Raw genomic sequence first — 21,997 nt, 5'->3', positions numbered from 1 at the left:
ACCTATATAAAAAAGCCGTCTCACAGGAGACGGCTTAAGAAGCACAGGTTTTAAAAGACCAGGCTCTACAGTGCTTTCAGAATCGCATCGACGCTGGCTTTGGCATCGCCAAACAGCATGTGGGTATTTTCTTTAAAGAACAGCGGGTTTTGTACGCCGGCGTAGCCGGTGTTCATCGAACGCTTAAATACAATTACGTTTTGCGCTTTCCACACTTCCAGCACCGGCATACCGGCGATCGGACTGCCCGGATCGTCCTGCGCGGCTGGGTTAACCGTGTCGTTAGCGCCGATCACCAGTACGGTGTCGGTATCGGAGAAATCATCATTGATCTCATCCATCTCCAGCACGATGTCATACGGGACTTTCGCTTCCGCCAGCAGTACGTTCATATGGCCCGGCAGACGCCCGGCAACCGGGTGAATACCGAAACGTACCTTGATCCCGCGCGCGCGCAGTCGCTCGGTGATTTCCGCGACCGGATACTGGGCCTGAGCCACTGCCATGCCGTAGCCCGGGGTGATGATCACCGACTGGGAGCTTTTCAGCATCTCAGCGGTTTCTTCGGCGCTGATTTCGCGATGCTCGCCCACTTCTTCATCCGTCGTAGAGGCCGTGCCGTCAGAACCAAAGCCACCGGCAATCACGCTGAAGAACGAACGGTTCATCGCCTTACACATAATGTAGGACAGAATCGCACCGGAAGAGCCTACCAGCGCGCCGGTTACGATCAGCAGGTCGTTGCTGAGCATAAAGCCCGCCGCCGCTGCCGCCCAGCCGGAGTAGGAGTTCAGCATTGACACCACGACCGGCATATCCGCGCCGCCGATGGAGGCCACCAGGTGCCAGCCAAACGCCAGAGCAATAACGGTCATCACCAGCAGGCACAGAACCTGCATACCGATGCTGTCGGTACGTACGAAAACGATCAGCAGCAGGAAAGAAACCACCAGCGCCGCCAGGTTCAATTTATGACGGTTCGGCAGCATCAGCGGCTTTGAAGACATCTTGCCGCACAGTTTGCCAAACGCCACGACGGAGCCTGTGAAGGTTACCGCGCCGATGAAGATGCCGAGGAACACTTCGGTCAAATGAATATTGACCAGAATCTGCTCCATCCCGGTTTCATGCTGCAGATAGCTGTTGAAACCTACCAGTACCGCCGCCAGGCCCACGAAGCTGTGCAGAATCGCCACCAGCTCCGGCATTTCGGTCATTTCAACTTTCTTCGCCAGACGAATACCGATAGCGCCGCCGATAACCATCGCCAGCAGGATCCACGCGACGTTGCTGCTGTCCGGCCCCAGGATGGTCGCCACCAGGGCAATCGCCATCCCGGCAATACCGTAGTAGTTGCCCTGCTGGGAGGTTTCGTGTTTGGAAAGCCCCGCCAGGCTAAAAATAAATAGAATCGCGGCAACAATGTATGCAGCTGTAACTAATCCACCAGACATTTGTTACCCCTTATCCTTTGCGGAACATTTTCAGCATGCGCTGAGTGACGGTGAAACCACCAAAAATATTAATGCTGGCGATCAGCACCGCGATAAAGCTCAGGAAGCTGACCCAGCCGCCGTGGCCTATCTGTAACAATGCCCCGACCACAATAATGCCGGAAATGGCGTTAGTGACCGACATCAGCGGCGTATGCAGCGCGTGGGATACGTTCCAGACGACGTAGTAACCGACCACGCAGGAGAGCGCGAAGACGGTAAAGTGGCCGAGGAACTCTTTCGGCGCCACGCTGGCCAGCCAGCCAAACAGAATAATCGCCAGCGCCATCAGCGCATACTTGCGCAGCGGCGAGCTCGGTTTCGCTTCAGCTTTTGGCGCTTCAACCTTTTTCGCTGCCGCCTGCGGCTGAGCAGATACCTGAATGGGTGGCGCGGGCCAGGTGATTTCACCTTCGCGAACCACGGTAACGCCGCGGATAACGACATCATCAAAATCGATAACGACATTGCCGTCTTTCTCTTTGCACAGCAGCTTAAGCAGGTTAACCAGGTTGGTGCCATACAGCTGCGAAGACTGGGTCGGCAGGCGGCCAGGGAGATCGGTATAACCGATAATCTTCACGCCATTGGCGGTGGTGACCACCTGACCCGGCACGGTGTATTCACAGTTGCCGCCGTTTTGCGACGCCAGATCAACCACCACGCTGCCCGGCTTCATGGAGTCAACCATTTCGCGGGTAATCAGCTTCGGCGCCGGTTTACCCGGAATCAGGGCGGTGGTGACAATAATGTCGACATCTTTGGCCTGCGCGGCAAACAGCGCCATCTCGGCTTTAATAAAGGCTTCAGACATGACTTTGGCATAGCCGTCGCCGCTGCCCGCTTCCTCTTTAAAATCCAGCTCAAGGAACTCGGCGCCCATACTCTGCACCTGTTCTTTCACTTCCGGGCGGGTATCAAACGCGCGGACGATTGCCCCAAGGCTGTTGGCCGCGCCGATGGCCGCCAGACCGGCAACCCCGGCGCCAATCACCATCACCTTCGCGGGCGGTACCTTACCTGCCGCGGTGATCTGACCGGTGAAGAAGCGGCCAAACTCGTGGGCGGCTTCCACGATCGCGCGGTAGCCGGCGATGTTAGCCATTGAACTTAACGCATCCAGCGACTGCGCGCGCGAAATACGCGGCACCGAATCCATCGCCATCACGTTGATGTTGCGCGCCGCCAGTTTTTCCATCAGCTGCGGGTTTTGCGCCGGCCAGATGAAGCTGATGAGCGTCGTGCCGGGATTAAGCAGCAGGATTTCATCGTCATCGGGCGCGTTAACTTTCAGAATGACGTCAGACTGCCATACGTCATCACCGCTCACGATCTCCGCTCCAGCCTGAACGAAGGCTTCGTCGTCGAAACTGGCCAACTTACCGGCACCGCTTTCTACCGCGACGCTGAACCCAAGCTTAAGCAGCTGCTCCACCGTTTTCGGCGTGGCGGCGGCCCGGGTTTCCTGGGCGAGTCTCTCTTTTGGTACACCAATACGCATAGTTTTCCCTTCCATCGGTTTTTGATGATGGTTTACTTTTCTTACAAGCTACCGTCGCAAAGGCGGATGAACGCGCCCCCCAACATATGTCTGAAAAAATAAAACAGTAACAAACTTTTTATAACCTACTGAAAATACCGATTGTGATCTACAGCAATAAAACAGAAATTTTGATTTTATTGGTAAAACGCCCGGCTAACCGTGTCAGGCAGCAATATTTACCTTATTTTTATGCCAGCGCCTGATAATCCGCTTGGCAGAAGGGTTAATTCACCATTTATCGCCGTCTGGATCATCGCATTAACATTATGTTAACTTATGAAAGTGATATCGATTATCGATTTTGCTGGTCAAGCGGCTGTTTTTTCAACATATCGAAAAAGGTTATATTTCTGCAGTATACGTTTAGAGCGGCAAATGAAAATTGACGCAGACAGTCACTCACGATAAATGCAATAATCACATGTTTTCAGTCAACAACAATACCCGTACATGGTTTGCGCAAGGCAAAGGATTATTTTTATGAAGCTTAAGAACTCACTCCTGGCGTCTGCTCTTCTGGCTACCACCGCGTTGTCTGCCCATGCAGCGACCGAGCTGACTCCGGAGCAGGCGGCAGCGCTGAAGCCCTACGATCGCGTTGAGGTTACCGGTCGTTTTAACGCCATTGGCGATGCGGTGCAGGCAGTTTCCCGTAAAGCGGACAAAGAAGGCGCAGCTTCCTTTTATGTTGTCGACACCTCTGATTTTGGCAGCGGCGGCAATCTGCGCGTAACGGCCGATTTTTATAAAGAAAATGCCCCGCAGGCCGACGCGCCGAAAAATCGCATTATCAACGGCATAATGGAATTGCCGAAAGACCAGGCCGTTGAGCTGGAGCCATTTGATACCGTCACCGTACAGGGCTTCTACCGCAGCCAACCGGAAGTCAACGACGCCATCACCAAAGCTGCAAAGGCCAAGGGCGCAGCCTCTTTCTTTATCGTACGCCAGGTTGATGCCAACCAGGGCGGCAACCAGCGCATCACCGCCTATATCTACAAAGCGGATGCCAAGAAACGCGTTCTGCAAAGCCCGGATGCGATCCCGGCAGATTCAGAAGCCGGTCGCGCAGCGCTGGCCGAAGGCGGCGAAGCCGCTAAGAAAGTTGAAATCCCAGGCGTGGCGACGACCGCAGCGGTTGGTTCCGGCACCGGCGTAGGCCGTTTCTTTGAAACGCAATCGTCTAAAGGCGGGCGTTACACCGTCACGCTGCCGGACGGCACCAAGGTCGAGGAAGTGAATAAAATCACTGCCGCGCAGATGGTTCCTTACGACAGCATCAAGTTCACCGGTAACTACGGTAACATGACGGAAATCTCCTACCAGACGGCTAAGCGCGCCGCGAAGAAAGGCGCGAAGTACTACCACATTACCCGTCAGTGGCAGGAACGCGGCGGCAACATCACCATCAGCGCCGATCTGTATAAATAACAGCAACTGAGCTGAACAAAAAGGCGGCGATTAGTCGCCTTTTTTCTTTTTTTCATTTCTCTCCATTGCATGCATACAAAACACTCCGTAAAATCCCGCGCCTTAGCGCAATCCTCCATTTTTATGCGATTTCGCCAAATAAATATTCTTAGCTTGATGATTATCACCTCGGGAATGCAATGGAAAAGAAACTGGGCCTTAGCGCCCTGACCGCGCTGGTACTTAGCTCGATGCTGGGGGCGGGTGTATTCAGTCTGCCGCAGAACATGGCAGCCGTTGCCAGCCCTTCCGCGCTGCTTATCGGCTGGGGGATCACCGGCGTGGGGATCCTGTTCCTGGCCTTTGCCATGCTGCTGCTCACGCGGATCCGCCCCGACCTCGACGGCGGTATTTTTACCTACGCCCGGGAAGGTTTCGGCGAGCTGATTGGCTTCTGCTCCGCCTGGGGCTACTGGCTGTGCGCGGTTGTCGCCAACGTCTCCTACCTGGTTATCGTCTTCTCGGCGCTCAGTTTCTTTACCGATACTCCCGAACTGCGCCTGTTCGGCGATGGCAATACCTGGCAATCCATCGTCGGCGCCTCGGTCCTGCTGTGGATTGTTCATTTCCTGGTTCTACGCGGCGTTCAAACGGCCGCCGGTATCAACCTGGCCGCGACGCTGGCCAAACTGCTGCCCCTCGGGGCGTTTATCGCGCTGGCCGCCATCGCGTTTCGTATGGAGACATTCCGCCTCGATTTCAGCGGCCTGGCGCTGGGCGTACCGGTATGGGAGCAGGTGAAAAACACCATGCTGATCACCCTGTGGGTATTTATTGGCGTCGAAGGCGCGGTCGTTGTTTCCGCCCGCGCGCGTAATAAACAGGATGTTGGCCGCGCGACCCTGCTGGCGGTACTCTCCGCGCTGGCGGTCTATTTGCTGGTGACGCTTCTCTCGTTAGGCGTTGTGCCGCGTAGCGAACTGGCGGAAATCCGCAACCCGTCAATGGCCGGCCTGATGGTCAACATGATGGGCTCCTGGGGCGAAATTGTGATCGCTGCCGGGCTGATTATCTCCGTCTGCGGCGCGTATCTGAGCTGGACGATTATGGCGGCGGAGGTGCCCTATCTGGCAGCAACGCATAAAGCATTCCCGCGCCTGTTTGCCCGGACCAATAAAAACAACGCCCCGTCGGCTTCGCTGTGGCTCACCAATATCAGCGTGCAGGCTTCGCTGGTGTTGATTTGGCTTACCGGCTCAGATTACAGCACGCTGCTGACCATCGCCTCAGAGATGATCCTGGTCCCCTACTTTCTGGTCGGCGCCTTTCTGCTGAAGATTGCCCGGCGCCCTTTGCATAAGGCGGTTGGTGTCGGCGCCTGCATTTATGGCTTATGGTTATTATATGCGTCCGGCCCTGTGCATTTATTGTTGTCGGTGATACTTTACGCTCCGGGTCTTCTGGTTTTCCTGTATGCCCGTCGTACACACCAGCACGATCGCCCGCTCAAACGCCGTGACCTGGCATTAATTGGTTTTTTGCTGGTTGCCGCCGTACCGGCAACGTGGATGTTGGTAGGGTAAGCGGTTACCCTGCCGCTGAACTCAAAGGAGATCTCCATGGCTGACATCCAGCCTCGCCCCATCCTGATTACCGGCGGGGGCCGTCGCATTGGCCTCGCCCTGGCCCGCCATTTTGTGGCCCGCCAGCAGCCCGTTATCATCAGCTATCGCACCTGGTATCCGGCCATCGACGCGCTGCGTGAAGCGGGAGCCGTTTGTCTGCACGCGGATTTCAGCACGGATGAAAGCATTCTGGCGTTCGCCGCAGAGGTGAAAGCGCACGCCGGCAGCGGTCTACGCGCCATCATTCATAACGCCAGCGGCTGGATGGCGGAAAAGCCAGGTATTCCGTTAACCACGGTGCTCGCCAGCATGATGCAAATTCACGTCAACGCCCCCTACCTGCTCAACCATGCCCTGGAGAGCCTGCTTCGCGGCCACGGTCATGCCGCCAGCGATATTATCCACATCACCGACTACGTCGTGGAGCGCGGCAGCGACAAACATATCGCCTACGCCGCCAGCAAAGCGGCGTTGGATAATATGAGCCGCTCGTTCGCCCGTAAGCTGGCGCCGGAAATTAAGGTTAACGCCATCGCCCCCTCGCTGATTTTATTTAATGAAGGGGATGACGCGGAGTACCGCAGGCAGGCGCTCGATAAATCGCTGATGAAAATCGCCCCAGGCGAAAAAGAGATCATTGACCTTATTGAATACCTGTTCAGCAGTAGCTACGTGACCGGTCGCTCATTTGCCGTCGACGGCGGCCGCCATCTGCGCTAGTGGAAACGGCTCCAGCCAATAATGAGTAGCCACGCGCATAAGCTCCAGCACACCACTGCGCCTGCCAGGGCAAACGGCAGGCGCATGACGCCGGTGAAATACCATAGCGAAAGCAAGTAGATAAAGTACGGAATGATAGACCACATACCAAAGACAATGGTGGTGCGCAGCGCTTCGATACCCCGCTCGCTGGCGACGATGTAGTGCGCAATCAGGGCGAAGGTGGGAAAGAGCGGAATTAACCCGGCGATATAGTAATTTTTCGTTTTGGACAGCACGCCGATCAGGACTACAACCAGTGCCCCGAGCAGCGCTTTTATCAACAGCCCCATTCCTTTTGCCTTAACATTAAAACAACATGTATTTGCAGCATAACGGAAGCGCGGAAATTTATAAATGCGCAAAAGCGGCGAGTAGACTGAACAGGTGGAGACCTATTTGACGACTCCATAACGGCGGTACGGGAGATGATGCTCCCCTCGGCAAGGTCAACGCTGTTTGAATTTAATTTAAACTATTTTGAACATCCTTCGCACAAACGCATTTGTTTTTACTGCGAAACGCATCAGTATGCTCTAATCACTTGGTTATACGTATAACATGTTTTATATCATTATTCTGGAAGTTATCACCATAGCATATTTCTCCTGCGCGTCACCCTTAAGTATTCACACCTATTTTAAAGCACAACATGAACACCTCAATGATATTTTACAGATGTTAACTCAATAACCCTATCGGTTTACCATCGCCATTCATGTGCAGTAAGTGATGCAAATCAATAGTGATAACCTAACCTAAAAACAGTTAATTGACATAGGCGGTTTTTATCATAATTGATGACCTTAAAATCATTCTTTCTGCACTCATTTGAAATAAGCACACATAGACACTTTTTAGAAAAATAGCGCAATAAAGCACATTATTTTGATTTACATCAAAATAAAACCGATTTCATAAAGAAGCATACTTTGCCATTAATAACATTCATCGTAGTAGATATGATCGTAATTATATGATTTTACGATCTTTCGATCTAATCTTGATATCCAATACAGAACTTTATTCTATTCATAACCAACAATGTAGCTTATTAGTTCATCTCCCGTCGGTTTTTCGAATCTTTTACTTGTTGCTATTATCAATACTAGTATTAGGCACTCATGCAATTGCAATTATTCTATATTAAACTAAGTATGCATCACCTAAAGGAACCTCCATGTTTGGACCTGCTTCAGGCACAACAAAAATACTCTTAAACTTTATCAAACTATATACATCAACGCGAAAATGCTCGTAAATTACTGGAGCGCATCAAGCATGCAGTGGAATATTGAAAATAGCCTTGTATGTCCTGTAACCGGAACAGGATTTTCAGTTGCGGCAAGTGCTAAAAATCTCAAATTAATCATATGGTATAATGGTGATTATTTTTTGCGCGTTGGTTCAGTGATTAACATCACAAAAAATGAAGTTCTCATTAACGGCAAGCCCGGCGATTTACAGGTCATTCACGCTTTCCCCTATACGGAAACCCTGTGGTCAACGTTTTCCCGATATATTGATTGTCCAGGCAATCTGAATCCTATGTTGCTCATCTGCAATCGAAGAAGTGTCTGCAAATTCGCCTTGTGCCCCTACGGTACGAGGCAAAAGAGGCCGCAATAAGGCTCTTCCCTGACTCAAGCTCAACGTATCAGTACCTATTTTCTTTACGGGCAGAGGCTGTCCTGTTAGACCTCGCCCACCTTCTGCCGCGCCCCCATGACCATAATACGCAGAGCTTCCGTCATTAACGCAATCATTGCCTGGCCTCGTGAAAGCATAGTTCTGAACCACAAGTCCGGGAAGCATAGCGAATTTCATCACTAATACATAGCTCATATTAATGCCCGAATGGTTTACAATGGCGATAGTAATGAATGGGCTGCTGACCGAATGATGCCTCATGCACCGTCTCAGCCGCGATTCTGGCAAAGCGATTCTAACGATGATAGATGAGTGCAAGCATACACAATATGAATAAAATTGTTTTTGTTGAGGACGATGCCGAGGTCGGCGCACTGATTGCCGCCTACCTTGGCAAACACGATATGGACGTGGTCGTAGAACCGCGCGGCGACCGGGCGGAAGAGGTTATCGCGCGCGAAAAGCCCGATCTGGTGCTGCTGGATATCATGCTGCCGGGTAAAGACGGTATGACGCTGTGCCGCGATTTGCGCGGCCAGTGGCAGGGTCCCATCGTCCTGCTCACTTCGCTGGACAGCGATATGAACCATATTCTCTCTCTCGAAATGGGCGCCAGCGATTATATCCTGAAAACCACGCCTCCCGCGGTGCTGTTAGCCCGCCTGCGCCTGCATTTGCGCCAGCACGTCGCCGTGCCGGACGGTAGCGTTCCCTCCTCCCTCACCCCGCATAAAGCCATCACCTTTGGCTCCCTGAGCATCGACCCGGTCAATCGCCAGGTGATGCTCAGCGGCGAAAGCGTCGCGTTATCCACCGCGGATTTCGATCTGCTGTGGGAGTTGGCGACCCATGCCGGACAAATTATGGATCGCGACGCGTTATTAAAAAATCTGCGCGGCGTCAGCTACGATGGCATGGACCGCAGCGTCGACGTTGCCATCTCGCGACTGCGCAAGAAGCTTCTCGACAATGCGACCGAGCCCTATCGCATCAAAACGGTACGCAATAAAGGCTACCTGTTCGCCCCCCACGCCTGGGACAATTAATTCACGGGTCAGCTGTTAGTGCGGATATAGCCGGTAAAGTCACTGCAACCTCCTGTTAATGATTAGCTATCCTTAAAACAGGCGTTGCGCTTAATAAAGAACTGGCGAATCCGGAACCGGTTCGATAACTTGATATTATCCACGAAGACTTTTGCGCAACACTGAGCCTCTTGCCGACCGGTACAGCAACAGTGAAATTGCTTTTTCCACGCAAAAGCAGCGTTCCACCGAGCGCCATTCTTCGCAGACAATCAGCGCAAAACATTCTAATGTGGTGTGATAACCCTGGCGATTGTGCCAGTATCGATACCAGCCGTGAGTATAGAGATTCACACCATCAGTGGGTTGGGATGACCGAAATATCTACTGTACGGGGGTGTTTAAATGTTGAGCGATCTCAGCAACGATGAAAGTAAAAGACGCGCGGCGATTGACCTGTTAAAAAATCCCGACGAGGGGCGGGACGAAGCGTTAAGGAAATATACGCATCTGGTCTGCCAGTTGCTGAAAATGCCGATGAGTTTTGTCTCGGTGCTGGATGATGAAAAGCAATACATCAAATCCGCACAGAATATCGCCGCCACGGAAACCCGCCTGGGCGACGCATTTTGCGAACAGACCTTGAAACAGGGTAAAACGTTCATTTGTCGTGATACGCATCAGCACCCGGTCTTTCAGCGCGATCGCGCCGTCAGAGAAGCGCCGTTCATTCGCTTTTATGCGGGGTGTCCGCTGACAACCCGCGATGGGGTGGCCGTGGGTACCTTGAGTATCCTGGATACGCAACCCAGGGAACTTTCCGACGAGCAGATCGCTATCTTTAACACGCTGGCCGAGCTGATATCGGACTTCTTAGCCTCCTGGCACTCGGTAGGCTATACCGACGTCGTCACGCTATTACCCAATCGTCAGCGCCTGCTAAAGGACATTGAGGTGTCGGCGGTGAGTACCTTCCGGCTGGTCATCATTGACTGCATTGATATGCCCTTTGCCTACGAGATGGCCCGCTCATTGGGGATGATTGCCGTAGAAAACTTACTTCGGGATATGACCGTTGAGCTGCAGGCACGTCTGCCCCTGGCGGGCCAGCTTTACGCCGTGGCGGTCGGACGATTTGCTTTTTTAACGCCTGAACCTACGGCCCTGTCACTGGAAAGCATTGCACAAAACCTTCAGGGAACCCAGGCCCGGATTGGCCCAGAAGTTCCCCTGGATTTGAATATTCACATGGGGGACTCCGGGCTATGCGACAGCACCCTGACGCCGAATGAAATTCTGCGTCGTGCGGTAAGCGCCTTGCATGAGGCGATAAGCCAGGGGCACCGTTTTACGACCTATAATGACGCCCTGGATACCCGCAAAAAGAGAGATTTCAGCCTGCTGACCGAACTCAGACAAACGTTGCAGGGAAACCAGGGCTTATATCTGGTCTATCAGCCAAAAATCTCACTGGCGACCGGGCGCGTGACGGGTGCTGAAGCGCTGGTCAGATGGAAGCATCCGACAAACGGCGAAGTCCTGCCCGGCGAATTTATCCCGCTGGTCGAAAAAACCAGCCTGATGCGTGAGCTCACGGCCTGGGTTATCGATCGTACTATTGCGCAGCTGAGTGAGTGGCGGGACCAGGGACTTACTCTGCCGGTGTCAATTAATCTGGCCGCCAGTGATTTTTCTCGGCCCGATTTCGCCGAGGAGCTTGAAGAGAAACTGCGGAATGCGTCTCTTGACCCAGCGCTGCTGGGGTTGGAGTGTCTGGAAACAGAGAAGATGCTTGAGAGTCCGGCCGCGCTTAACGGGCTGAACATGCTCAAAAAACGCGGATTTAAAATTTCTCTGGATGACTTTGGTTCGGGATACAGCAACATTAATTACCTGCGGCAAATGCCCCTGGACATCATCAAAATCGACCGGTCTATCGTCAGTCATATTGTCCACGAAAAAGCCAGCCGCATAATTGTGCGTAACGTTATCAAGCTTCTCAAGGAGCTCGATTATATCGTCCTGGCCGAAGGCGTCGAGGATCGCAAAACGGTCGAGATTTTGCGAAGCCTGGGCTGCGATGAGGTTCAAGGATATTTTTATGCCAGGCCAATGGTATCTGCAGATTTTGCAGCATGGTCCCGCGCCAGAAACGAAGCGCCGGAAATGAACCCCTGAAGGACCTCGCCATTTTCGTAGCAATTGATCGAACGCACCCGCGCAAGGTGCATGCTGACCCAAATGCTCTGCGACGGCGAGGCAGATTGTTCTCTGTTATTAATCAGCGCGATGGCTTCTCTCCCCGGTTCGAGGCCCAATGCTTGTTGGCTACCAGATGTAACGAGAGCAATTAGCTTTGCGCCATCCTTCAGGGTTAACTCAACTTCATCGTTAATTGCCCCGCGTTCAGTCACGCTAATCGTACCAGCCAGTTGGTTTCTGGCTGAAATTGCCATACAACCTCCAGGCGAGATGAGAGAAGGTGTTATATCAAGTTGAACCCTCCTCACCTATAACCACTTTCTTATAATGATTTTTACAAGCCTCACGACCGCCTCAGTATTGATTTGCTATGGACTTCTCAAGTTTGCGCAATCAAGATTACCGGGTGTGTCAACCGGCGCCGCATAACTTGTGCAGAGCGGATGTTGTCAGCGGGTGCGAACCCTGCTTTCATAGCGAATCCAACGGCGCATGAAAATGCAGAAAGGAGTTTGCACGCAGTTTTTGCCGGGGAAAATGCCCTCACGGTGCTTCCGAGGGTAAAGGAAAGGCACTTAACCTTCTGTTTTTAAGTGAGATTTAATGAAAAAACTGTTTGTGCAGTTTTACCTGCTGCTGTTCGTCTGCTTCCTGGTGATGACCATGATGGTTGGCCTGGTGTACAAATTCACCGCCGAACGCGCCGGGCGTCAGTCTCTGGACGATTTAATGAAAAGCTCGCTGTATCTGATGCGCAGCGAGCTGCGGGAGATCCCGCCGCGCGACTGGAGCAAAACGCTCAAAGAGCTGGATCTCAATCTCTCTTTCGATCTGCATATCGAACCCATCAGCAAATTCAAACTGTCGGAAAACTCAATGCAGCATCTGCGCGCCGGGGATATCGTCGCTCTCGACGATCAGTACACCTTTATCCAGCGCATCCCGCGCAGCCACTACGTACTTTCCGTCGGCCCGGTGCCCTATCTCTATTTTTTGCACGAGATGCGCCTGCTCGATCTGGCCCTGATGGCTTTTATCGCCATCTCGCTGGCCTTCCCGGTATTTATCTGGATGCGTCCGCACTGGCAGGACATGCTGCGTATTGAGACCGCCGCCCAGCGCTTCGGCGATGGACATCTTAGCGAACGCATTCATTTCGACAGCATGTCCAGCTTCGAACGGCTGGGCGTGGCGTTTAATCAGATGGCCGATAATATCAACGCGCTTATCGCCAGCAAAAAACAGCTGATCGATGGTATCGCCCACGAGCTGCGAACCCCGCTGGTGCGTCTGCGCTATCGTCTTGAGATGAGCGAGAACCTCACCGAGGCCGAATCCCTGGCGTTGAACCGCGATATCGGCCAGTTGGAAGCGCTGATTGAAGAGCTGCTGACCTACGCGCGGCTTGACCGCCCGCAGAACGAACTGAAGCTGACGACCCCCGATTTCCCGGCGTGGATCCGCGATCATGTGGAAGATATTCAAACGGTTAATCCCCAGCGCGAGGTCGCGCCAGGCGACATTTTGGCCGGCAATTACGGCGCGCTGGATATGCGCCTGATGGAACGGGTGCTGGATAATCTGGTGAACAACGCCCTGCGCTACAGCAACCGGCGTATTCAGGTCGGCCTGACGCTACAGGGTTCGCGGGCGACGCTACGGGTCGAAGATGATGGTCCCGGTATCGCGCCAGCTGAACGGGAGAGAGTTTTCGAGCCTTTCGTACGCCTCGACCCCAGCCGCGATCGGGCCACCGGCGGCTGTGGCCTCGGTTTAGCTATCGTTCACAGCATCGCCCAGGCTATGGCCGGGGAAGTTCATTGCGAAGAGAGCGCGCTGGGCGGAGCCTGCTTTTGCTTTAGCTGGCCGGTATATCATCAGTTGCCGAGTTTTACCTCCGCCTGATGAGCCTTTGCGCGGATGCTGAGGTCTGCTATAGTTAAAAAACGTGAAGTATGTTGTAACTAAGGTGGGAAATATGGCCAGCTATGACCTCGTTGAACGTCTGAACGGCACCTTTCGCCAGCTCGAACGCGAACTGCAAGAGCTGAAGCAGTCCCTGAGCCAATGCCGCCTGCTGGCCGCCCGCGTCTTTGCGCTGCCGCCGGTAAGCAAGGATGCGGAACACCAGCCGCTCGACAGCATCAATGTGGTTCAGCATACCGGCAAAACCGCGCTGGAGATGGCGCTCAGGCACTACAGCCATCTGTTTATCCAGCAGCAGTCGGAAACCCGCAGTAGTAAGGCCGCCGTACGCTTACCCGGCGCCATTTGCCTACAAACTGACGCCAACCAACAGGCTGAGTTGGCAGGCAAAATCGCCCATATCAACGCCCTCAAAGCAACCTTTGAAAAGATTATTACCGTCGATTCCGGCCTGCCTGTCGCCGCGCGGTTTGAGTGGGTCCATCGCCACCTGCCAGGGCTTATCACGCTTAGCGCCTACCGCACCCTGACCCCGCTGCTCAATCCGAGTACCATTCGCTTCGGCTGGGCCAATAAGCACGTGATTAAAAATCTCACCCGTGACGGGGTGCTGATGCAGCTGGAAAAAAGCCTGCAGTCGCCGCGGGCGGTGCCGCCGTGGACGCGCGAGCAGTGGCAAAGCAAGCTGGAGCGAGAGTATCAGGATATTGCCGCCCTGCCGCAGCGGGCAAAGCTGAAGATAAAGCGGCCGGTGAAGGTGCAGCCCATCGCCCGGGTCTGGTACAGCGGCGAACAAAAACAGGTGCAATACGCCTGTCCAGGACCGTTGATTGCGCTGATATCCGGCACGAAGGGGGTCAGCGTGCCGGACCTCGGTGAGTTACTAAACTATGACGCCGAGAACGTACAGTATCGCTATAAACCGCAGGCGCAGTCGCTCAGGCTCCTGATCCCGCGGCTGCACCTGTGGCTGGCTAGCGAGTAGGCAGACTGCCCACCATCTCTTCCGGGCGAACCCACCGGTCAAACTCGTCCTCCGTCAGGTAGCCGAGCGAGAGCGCGGACGCCTTCAGGGTTAACCCCTCTTTGTGCGCCTTTTTGGCAATTTCCGCCGCTTTGTCATAGCCGATATGGGTGTTCAGCGCGGTGACCAGCATTAGCGACTCATTGAGCAGCTGGCTGATGCGTTCACGATTCGGTTCAATCCCCACCGCGCAGTGTTGGTTGAAGCTCTCCATCCCATCAGCCAGCAGCCGCACCGATTGCAGGAAGTTGTGGATCACCAGCGGGCGGTAGACGTTAAGCTCAAAGTTGCCCGATGCGCCGCCAATATTTACCGCGACATCGTTACCCATCACCTGGCAGCACAGCATAGTCAGCGCTTCGCACTGGGTCGGGTTGACTTTGCCGGGCATAATCGACGATCCCGGTTCATTTTCCGGGATCGCAATTTCGCCAATCCCGCAGCGCGGCCCGGAAGCCAGCCAGCGCACATCGTTGGCGATTTTCATCAGCGAGGCGGCCAGGCCTTTCAGCGCGCCGTGGGCGTGCACCAGGGCATCAACGGTCGCCAGCGCTTCAAATTTATTTGGCGCGGTGACAAACGGCTGGCCGCTTAAGGCCGCGAGCTCGGCGGCGACGCGTACCGCGTATTGTGGATGAGTGTTGAGCCCGGTTCCCACCGCCGTCCCGCCCAGCGCCAGCTCCGCCAGATGCGGCAGGCTATGGTCGATATGTTTTAAATTATGCTCCAGCATCGCTACCCAGCCGGAGATCTCCTGGCCGAGGGTCAGCGGCGTGGCGTCCTGCAGGTGGGTGCGGCCGATTTTAACGATGTCGCTGAAGGCAACGGCTTTATCGTTCAGGGTCTGCTTCAGCACGTTGAGCTGCGGGATCAGCTTCTCCCGCAGGGCAATTATCGCCGCCACGTGCATCGCCGTCGGGAAAACGTCGTTAGAGCTCTGGCTCTTGTTGACATCATCGTTCGGATGAACCTTACGCTCCATCCCGCGCGCCCCGCCCAGCAGCTCGCTGGCGCGGTTGGCCAGCACCTCATTCATATTCATATTGCTTTGCGTGCCGGAGCCGGTTTGCCAGATAGCCAGTGGAAAGGCGTCCGGATGCTGGCCTGCCAGCACTTCATCCGCGGCCTGAATAATCGCTTGCGCTTTCTCCGCGGCCAGCAGGCCGAGATCGTTGTTCACTTTCGCCGCCGCGCGCTTGGTCAGCGCCAGCGCGTGGATAAGCTCGACCGGCATTTTTTCCGTCGAAATGCGGAAATGTTCCAGCGAACGCTGGGTTTGCGCTCCCCATAGCTTGTCGGCAGGCACGTCGATGGCGCCCATTGAGTCTTTTTCACTGCGATACGTTGTCATGACTGTCTCCTTGGATTCAAAGTGCGAAATCGCGACAAAGCTCACCTGCTTAAAGCGTTAAGTATTGGCCAGATTTATATGTTGTTTTAGTCGTTCGTGCCGCTAAGCGGCATAAAAAAACCGCCCCGAAGGGCGGCTGGGATTATTTCACGCAGCGGGCGCACTGCGAGCTTTGGATTTGCTGGAAGAAATCGTTGCCCTTGTCATCCACGAGGATAAACGCCGGGAAGTCTTCCACTTCGATTTTCCAGATAGCTTCCATCCCCAGCTCCGGATACGCTACGCACTCCAGGCTACGAATACTCTGCTGTGCCAGTACCGCCGCCGGGCCGCCGATGCTGCCGAGGTAGAAACCGCCATGTTTGTGGCAGGCGTCGGTGACCTGCTGGCTGCGGTTGCCTTTGGCTAACATGATTTTACTCGCCCCGTGCGCCTGCAGCAGGTCGACGTAGGAGTCCATACGGCCAGCGGTGGTGGGGCCAAGAGAGCCGGAAGCGTAGCCGTCAGGCGTTTTCGCCGGACCCGCGTAGTAGATCGGGTGGTCCTTGACGTACTGCGGCAGTTCTTCACCGCTATCGATAAGCTCTTTCAGCTTCGCGTGAGCAATATCGCGGGCGACGATAATCGTACCGCTCAGCGACAGACGCGTCGACACCGGGTACTGCGACAGCAGCGCCAGAATATCGCTCATCGGCTGGTTGAGGTTGACCTTGACCGCCTCGCCCTCACCGGCCTGACGCAGATGCTCGGGAATATACTTGCCTGGGTTGCTCTCCAGTTTCTCCAGCCAGATCCCTTCGCGGTTGATCTTCGCTTTGATATTACGATCCGCCGAGCAGGAGACGCCCATGCCCACCGGGCACGACGCGCCGTGGCGCGGCAGGCGGATAACGCGGATATCGTGCGCGAAGTATTTGCCGCCGAACTGCGCCCCAAGACCAAGGTTTTGCGCCTCCACCAGTAGTTCCTGCTCCAGCTGAATATCGCGAAAAGCCTGGCCGTGCTCGTTGCCTTCGGTCGGCAGGCCGTCGTAATACTTGGTTGAGGCCAGCTTAACGGTTTTCAGGGTGGACTCCGCCGAAGTGCCGCCAATGACGAACGCAATATGGTACGGCGGGCAGGCGGCGGTGCCGAGGGTGCGCATCTTCTCGACGAGGTAGTTTTTCAGCTTCGCCGGAGTGATTAACGCTTTGGTTTCCTGATACAGATAGGTTTTATTCGCCGAGCCGCCGCCCTTGGCGATGCAGAGGAATTTGTACTCCTCGCCGTCGGTAGCGTAGAGGTCGATCTGCGCAGGCAGGTTAGTCCCTGTGTTGACCTCTTTATACATATCCAGCGGCGCGTTCTGGGAATAACGCAGGTTATCCTGGATATAGGTGTTATAAACGCCCTGCGCCAGCGCGGCTTCATCGCCGCCTCCGGTCCACACGCGCTGGCCTTTTTTGCCGGTAATAATCGCCGTGCCGGTATCCTGGCAGGTCGGCAGCACGCCTTTAGCGGCAATATCCGAGTTACGCAGGAACTGTAGCGCCACGTACTTATCGTTTTCGCTGGCTTCCGGGTCGTTGAGAATATCGGCCACCTGCTGCTGATGCGCCGGGCGAAGCATAAAGGAGGCGTCGTGGAAAGCGTGTTGTGCCAGTAAAGTTAGCGCCTGAGGTTCAACTTTCAGAACTTCCTGGCCGGCGAATTCGGCGACGGAGACGTAATCACTGCTGAGGAGGTAATACTCGGTATCGTCCTTTTTCAGTGGAAAAGGATCCTGATATACAAACGGTTTATTCGACATTGTGCTCTCACTTACTGCTTAGCTGATTATATTTCAGGCAGACACTCCATTTGCCCGTGGAAAAGCGAGTCGATCGATTTTACACAATTTTTTAACAAAAACTGAGACAAGGACGACTTTTTCTTCGCGCCGGTTGCTTATCGGTCGATTGCTGGTTTAATAGTGCCATGACTATTAAGTGGAAACAGGGATTGAGAATGCAAAAGCTCATTAACTCAGTGCAAAACTACGCCTGGGGAAGCCATACCGCCTTAACCGAACTTTATGGGATTGCTAATCCGAACAACCTGCCGATGGCGGAGCTGTGGATGGGCGCGCATCCGAAGAGCAGCTCGCAGATTCTGGACAATAGCGGAACTCCGCGTTCTCTGCGTGACGCGATCGACAGCGATAAAGCGACCCTGCTTGGCGAGAAAGTCGCCGGGCGTTTCGGCGAACTGCCGTTCCTGTTCAAAGTCCTGTGCGCCGCACAGCCGCTCTCTATCCAGGTGCACCCGAATAAGCAGGCCTCGGAAATCGGTTTTGCCAAAGAGAACGCCGCCGGGATCCCGCTTGATGCCGCCGAACGTAACTATAAAGATCCGAACCACAAGCCTGAGCTGGTTTTCGCCTTAACGCCGTTCCTCGCCATGAACGCCTTCCGCGAGTTTTCCGATATCGTCAACCTGCTGCAGCCGGTCTCCGACGCCCATCCGGCAATTGCGCAATTCCTCGCGCAGCCGAACGGCGAGCATCTGAGCCAGCTGTTTGCCAGCCTGCTGAATATGAAGGGTGAAGAAAAAGCGCACGCCTTGCGCGTGCTGCAGGCAGCGCTGGGCAGCGAGCAGGGTGAGCCCTGGCAGACTATCCGCCTGATAGCCGAGTTCTACCCGGACGATAGCGGCCTCTTCTCTCCGCTGCTGCTCAACGTGGTCAAACTGAATCCCGGCGAGGCGATGTTCCTGTTTGCGGAAACTCCGCACGCCTACCTGCAGGGCGTGGCGCTGGAGGTGATGGCCAACTCGGACAACGTGCTTCGCGCGGGTCTGACGCCGAAGTATATCGATATTCCAGAACTGGTGGCGAACGTGAAATTTACGCCCAAACCCGCAGGCGAGCTGCTGACCCAGCCGGTCAGCCGCGGCGCGGAGCTGGACTTCCCGATCCCGGTTGATGATTTTGCCTTCTCTCTGCACGACCTGTCGACGCAGCCGTCAACCATCGCCCAGGATAGCGCAGCGATCCTGTTCTGCGTCGAGGGCGAAGCGGTCATCGCCAAAGACGAGCAGAGCCTGACGCTGAAGCCGGGTGAATCCGCGTTTATCGGCTGTAATGAATCTCCGGTGCAGGTAAGCGGGCGCGGCCGCGTCGCGCGCGTGTTTAATAAGCTCCAGTAAGTTACTGAACTTTTTAGCCACAGTTGCTAGACTTTCACCCATCATGACAACACAACCAGGCGGCCCGATCCGCCTGGTTTCATTTATGGACAAATGCTATGAAAAAATCGCTGGTCGCAGCAGGAGTTATCATCGCGCTGGGCGTCGTCTGGTCTGGCGGCGCCTGGTACACAGGGAAGCAGCTGGAAAGCCGCATTGCCGATATGGTGCAGCAGGCTAATGCCCAGCTGCAAAGCAGCGCGCCGCAGGCTGGCGTAGAGCTGACGTATCAGGACTATCAGCGCGGTCTGTTCAGCAGCCACTTACAGCTGGTGCTGAAGCCCATTGCCGGCAAAGAGCCCCGCTGGCTTGCCGCCGGGCAATCTCTGGTATTTGATGAGGTCGTCGATCACGGTCCTTTCCCGCTGGCTTCGCTGAAATCCTTTAACCTCGCTCCGGCGATGGCGTCGGTCAAAACTACTCTGACCAATAACGACGCCAGCAAGGCGTTGTTCGACATCGCTAAAGGCGAAACGCCGTTCACCATTGATACCCGCATCGCTTATAGCGGCGACAACCAATCGGCTATCGTGCTCAACCCGCTTGATTACGCGAAAGGCGATGAGAAAGTGACGTTCAGCGGCGGGCAATTCCAGCTGAATGCCGACCGCGAGGGGAAAACCCTCAGCCTGACCGGCGAAGCCGGTAGCGGGCAGATTAACGCCGTCAACGAGTACAACCAGAAAGTTCAGCTCACCTTTAATAATCTGAAAACCGATGGCTCCACCGAAATGGCCAGCTTCAACGAACGTATCGGTAAACAGGCTATCTCGCTGGACAAACTGGCAATTGGCGTTGAAGGCAAAGAGCTGGCGCTGTTCGAAGGGATGAAAATTGACGGCAACTCCTCGCTGACCGCCGACGGTAAAGGCATTAACAGCCAGCTGGACTACACCGTTAACAGCCTGAAGCTGCAAAATCAGGATATCGGTAGCGGCCGGCTGACCCTGAAGCTGGATAACATTGACGGCGCAGCCTTCCATCAGTTCAGTCAAAAATACAACGCCGAAGCGCAGGCGCTGATGGCGGATCCGCAGCTGGCGCAGAATCCTGAGCTCTATCAGCAGGCGCTGACGCAGACCTTCTTTAGCGCGCTGCCGATGATGCTGAAAGGCAGCCCGTCCCTGACCATTTCGCCGCTGAGCTGGCGCAATGCGAAAGGCGAAACCACCCTCAACCTGTCGATTCTGCTGAAAGACCCGTCGCTGACCACTACCCCGCCGCAGACGCTGGCGGATGAAGTGGATCGTAGCGTTAAATCTCTCGACGGCAAGCTGGTGATCCCGGTCGATATGGCGACGGCGTTTATGACCCAGATTGCCGGGCTGGAAGGTTATCAGCCCGCCGACGCCGCTAAGCTTGCGGATCAGCAGGTAAAAGGCCTGGCGGCGATGGGCCAGATGTTCCGCATCACGACCATGGAAGATAACGCGATCACCTCAAGCCTGCAATATGCTGACGGCCAGGTCACGCTGAACGGGCAGAAAATGCCGCTGGATGAGTTTGCCGGCATGTTCGGTTTAGCGCTTCCCGCCGTCGCTGAACCCGCAGCGCCGCAGGAAACTCAGCCGCAAGATGACGCGCCGCAAGACGTAGTTCCACCCGCAGCGCCGCAGCAGTAAACGACAAATAGCCCCTTTACCAGGGGCTATTTTCGGGTAATCAGTCGGGGAGAAATGATCTGGTTTCTCGCCGCGCCCTGTCCCTCTTCCATTCGGCGTAAAATGCACTCCGCCAGGCTTTGCCCCAGCTCCCGGGCAGGTGTCGTCACCCAGGTCAGCGGCAGGTCGTCCAGCGCATCCTCGGGCAATTCCGCAAATGCCGCCAGCGCTATCCGCTGTTCAAAATAGCTTTCGACGCCAGCTTCGCCGCTCTGCCGCCCGGCACGCATCAGCCCAAACCACGCCCCGGTGGCGATCACGCTGTTGTAGCACAGCACGGCGCTAATCGTCGGGTTTTGCCGCAGCAGCGCCGCCATCGCCTCTGCCGCCTGCTTCTGGCTCGACTCGCATTCGAGCACCCACTCGCTATGAAACGGCAGGCCATACTTCAGTAAGGTGGCGCAGTAGCCGCCCACCCGTTCGGCGCGCGTCAGGGATGAGCTCTGCCCTCCCAGCCAGGCAATGCGCTGATGGCCGCGGCGGATCAGGTGCTCGGTGACAATCTGCGCCGCCTGCATATTATCCGGGCGGATCAGGTCGACATCGTCGAGATAGCTGGCACGGGAAGCAAACACCAGCGGCATCCCGGCCTGCGCCGCGCGGTCGCGCAGCTCCGCTCCCTGATCGATCGCTCCGGCAATCACTACGCCGTCGACCCCTTGCGCCACCAGGGTATCAAAACGCTGAAGCATTTTTTCACCGCTGTGTCCCCCCTGAGTGAGAAACACCATTCGCCCCTGCGACTCAAGCGCGTCGGTCAATCCAGCGGTCATCTCGGCGTAGAAAGGCTTCGATAGGTCGCTGACGATCAGACCGATAACGCCGCTCTGCCCGCCGCGCAGAGACGCCGCCTGGCGGTTACGCACGAAACCCAGTTGCTCAATGGCGTGATTGACGCGCTCGCCGGTGGCCGAGGAAATACGCCCCTTGCCGCTCAGAACCAGCGATACCGTACTGACCGATACCCCCGCCGCCTGGGCGACATCATTAATGGTGATTTTTTTCGCGATAGCCATAACTGCAGGCTGGCTCCCTTTGGCTGTCGATAAAACGTTTTATCAAGATACTCTCTTTATAAACGTTATTATCGCCGGAATATGTGATTTTTATCGCACTAAAATTAG

17 protein-coding genes are annotated in these 21,997 nt (G+C 55.1%); 10 read left to right on the top strand and 7 right to left on the bottom strand.

Annotated elements, in window-relative coordinates:
• Positions 1-65: 65 nt before the first annotated feature.
• Together pntB and pntA are read right to left on the bottom strand one after the other, a co-directional pair.
• A complete protein-coding gene (pntB, locus tag EGY08_RS28435; protein WP_004119627.1) occupies positions 66-1,454 on the bottom strand; it encodes a Re/Si-specific NAD(P)(+) transhydrogenase subunit beta in 1,389 nt (462 codons plus the stop codon).
• A 10-nt stretch (positions 1,455-1,464) separates the two neighbouring features.
• Entirely contained in the window at positions 1,465-2,994 is a 1,530-nt protein-coding gene (gene pntA, locus EGY08_RS28430; RefSeq protein WP_004119626.1) for a Re/Si-specific NAD(P)(+) transhydrogenase subunit alpha, read from the bottom strand.
• A 522-nt stretch (positions 2,995-3,516) separates the two neighbouring features.
• On the opposite strand from pntA, the gene ydgH reads away from it, so the two are divergent.
• From ydgH to folM, 3 genes are all read left to right on the top strand, one after another.
• Positions 3,517-4,467 carry a DUF1471 family protein YdgH gene (gene ydgH / locus EGY08_RS28420; RefSeq protein WP_004119625.1) on the top strand — a complete coding sequence of 317 codons (951 nt, stop codon included), beginning with the start codon at positions 3,517-3,519 and terminating at the stop codon, positions 4,465-4,467.
• 179 nt (positions 4,468-4,646) lie between these two features.
• Positions 4,647-6,029: an amino acid permease gene (locus EGY08_RS28410; RefSeq protein ID WP_004119624.1), complete on the top strand. Its 1,383-nt coding sequence runs from the start codon at positions 4,647-4,649 to the stop codon at positions 6,027-6,029.
• A gap of 36 nt (positions 6,030-6,065) precedes the next feature.
• On the top strand, positions 6,066-6,791 hold the full coding sequence (folM, locus tag EGY08_RS28405) for a dihydromonapterin reductase (RefSeq protein WP_004119623.1): 726 nt from the start codon (positions 6,066-6,068) through the stop codon (positions 6,789-6,791).
• Here folM and EGY08_RS28400 read toward each other — a convergent pair.
• Positions 6,788-7,123, bottom strand: a complete 336-nt coding sequence (locus EGY08_RS28400) for a GlpM family protein (RefSeq protein WP_004119621.1) — start codon at positions 7,121-7,123, stop codon at positions 6,788-6,790. The two genes, folM and EGY08_RS28400, sit on opposite strands and share 4 nt — an antisense overlap.
• Positions 7,124-8,111: 988 nt before the next feature.
• On the opposite strand from EGY08_RS28400, the gene iraM reads away from it, so the two are divergent.
• The 3 genes from iraM to EGY08_RS28380 all read left to right on the top strand — a co-directional run bounded on the left by iraM (position 8,112) and on the right by EGY08_RS28380 (position 11,683).
• Entirely contained in the window at positions 8,112-8,459 is a 348-nt protein-coding gene (iraM, locus tag EGY08_RS28395; RefSeq protein ID WP_004119619.1) for an anti-adapter protein IraM, read from the top strand.
• A 350-nt stretch (positions 8,460-8,809) separates the two neighbouring features.
• Positions 8,810-9,526, top strand: a complete 717-nt coding sequence (gene rstA, locus EGY08_RS28385) for a two-component system response regulator RstA (RefSeq protein WP_004119615.1) — start codon at positions 8,810-8,812, stop codon at positions 9,524-9,526.
• A 384-nt stretch (positions 9,527-9,910) separates the two neighbouring features.
• Positions 9,911-11,683: a GGDEF domain-containing phosphodiesterase gene (locus EGY08_RS28380; RefSeq protein WP_004119614.1), complete on the top strand. Its 1,773-nt coding sequence runs from the start codon at positions 9,911-9,913 to the stop codon at positions 11,681-11,683.
• Here EGY08_RS28380 and EGY08_RS28375 read toward each other — a convergent pair.
• The gene (locus tag EGY08_RS28375) at positions 11,605-11,961 is read right to left on the bottom strand and encodes a TOBE domain-containing protein (protein WP_123829255.1); all 357 of its coding nucleotides are present in this window, start codon (positions 11,959-11,961) and stop codon (positions 11,605-11,607) included. The genes EGY08_RS28380 and EGY08_RS28375 overlap by 79 nt on opposite strands.
• Positions 11,962-12,310: 349 nt before the next feature.
• On the opposite strand from EGY08_RS28375, the gene rstB reads away from it, so the two are divergent.
• Both rstB and tus read left to right on the top strand, forming a co-directional pair.
• Positions 12,311-13,612 (top strand): two-component system sensor histidine kinase RstB, encoded by a 1,302-nt coding sequence (rstB, locus tag EGY08_RS28370; RefSeq protein WP_024357998.1) that lies wholly within the window; start codon positions 12,311-12,313, stop codon positions 13,610-13,612.
• A gap of 73 nt (positions 13,613-13,685) precedes the next feature.
• Complete coding sequence (gene tus / locus EGY08_RS28365; protein ID WP_123829254.1) at positions 13,686-14,618, top strand: DNA replication terminus site-binding protein; 933 nt, start codon at positions 13,686-13,688, stop codon at positions 14,616-14,618.
• Here the strand turns inward: tus and fumC are convergent.
• Both fumC and fumA read right to left on the bottom strand, forming a co-directional pair.
• Positions 14,608-16,008: a class II fumarate hydratase gene (gene fumC, locus EGY08_RS28360; protein ID WP_004119601.1), complete on the bottom strand. Its 1,401-nt coding sequence runs from the start codon at positions 16,006-16,008 to the stop codon at positions 14,608-14,610. The genes tus and fumC overlap by 11 nt on opposite strands.
• A gap of 142 nt (positions 16,009-16,150) precedes the next feature.
• On the bottom strand, positions 16,151-17,797 hold the full coding sequence (gene fumA / locus EGY08_RS28355) for a class I fumarate hydratase FumA (RefSeq protein WP_004119598.1): 1,647 nt from the start codon (positions 17,795-17,797) through the stop codon (positions 16,151-16,153).
• Positions 17,798-17,994: 197 nt separating this feature from the next.
• Here fumA and manA point away from each other — a divergent pair, with 197 nt between their 5' ends.
• Both manA and EGY08_RS28345 read left to right on the top strand, forming a co-directional pair.
• Positions 17,995-19,173: a mannose-6-phosphate isomerase gene (gene manA, locus EGY08_RS28350; RefSeq protein WP_123829253.1), complete on the top strand. Its 1,179-nt coding sequence runs from the start codon at positions 17,995-17,997 to the stop codon at positions 19,171-19,173.
• 98 nt (positions 19,174-19,271) lie between these two features.
• Positions 19,272-20,834: a YdgA family protein gene (locus EGY08_RS28345; RefSeq protein WP_049113699.1), complete on the top strand. Its 1,563-nt coding sequence runs from the start codon at positions 19,272-19,274 to the stop codon at positions 20,832-20,834.
• A 26-nt stretch (positions 20,835-20,860) separates the two neighbouring features.
• Here EGY08_RS28345 and EGY08_RS28340 read toward each other — a convergent pair whose 3' ends face one another.
• Positions 20,861-21,889: a Mal regulon transcriptional regulator MalI gene (locus EGY08_RS28340; RefSeq protein ID WP_024357992.1), complete on the bottom strand. Its 1,029-nt coding sequence runs from the start codon at positions 21,887-21,889 to the stop codon at positions 20,861-20,863.
• Between the last annotated feature and the right edge of the window lie 108 nt (positions 21,890-21,997).

This window comes from Klebsiella sp. FDAARGOS_511 (genome assembly GCF_003812845.1).
Lineage (GTDB): Bacteria > Pseudomonadota > Gammaproteobacteria > Enterobacterales > Enterobacteriaceae > Klebsiella > Klebsiella grimontii.
Note: the sequence above shows the minus strand (reverse complement) of the source record. Positions and strands in the feature narration are given on the sequence as shown.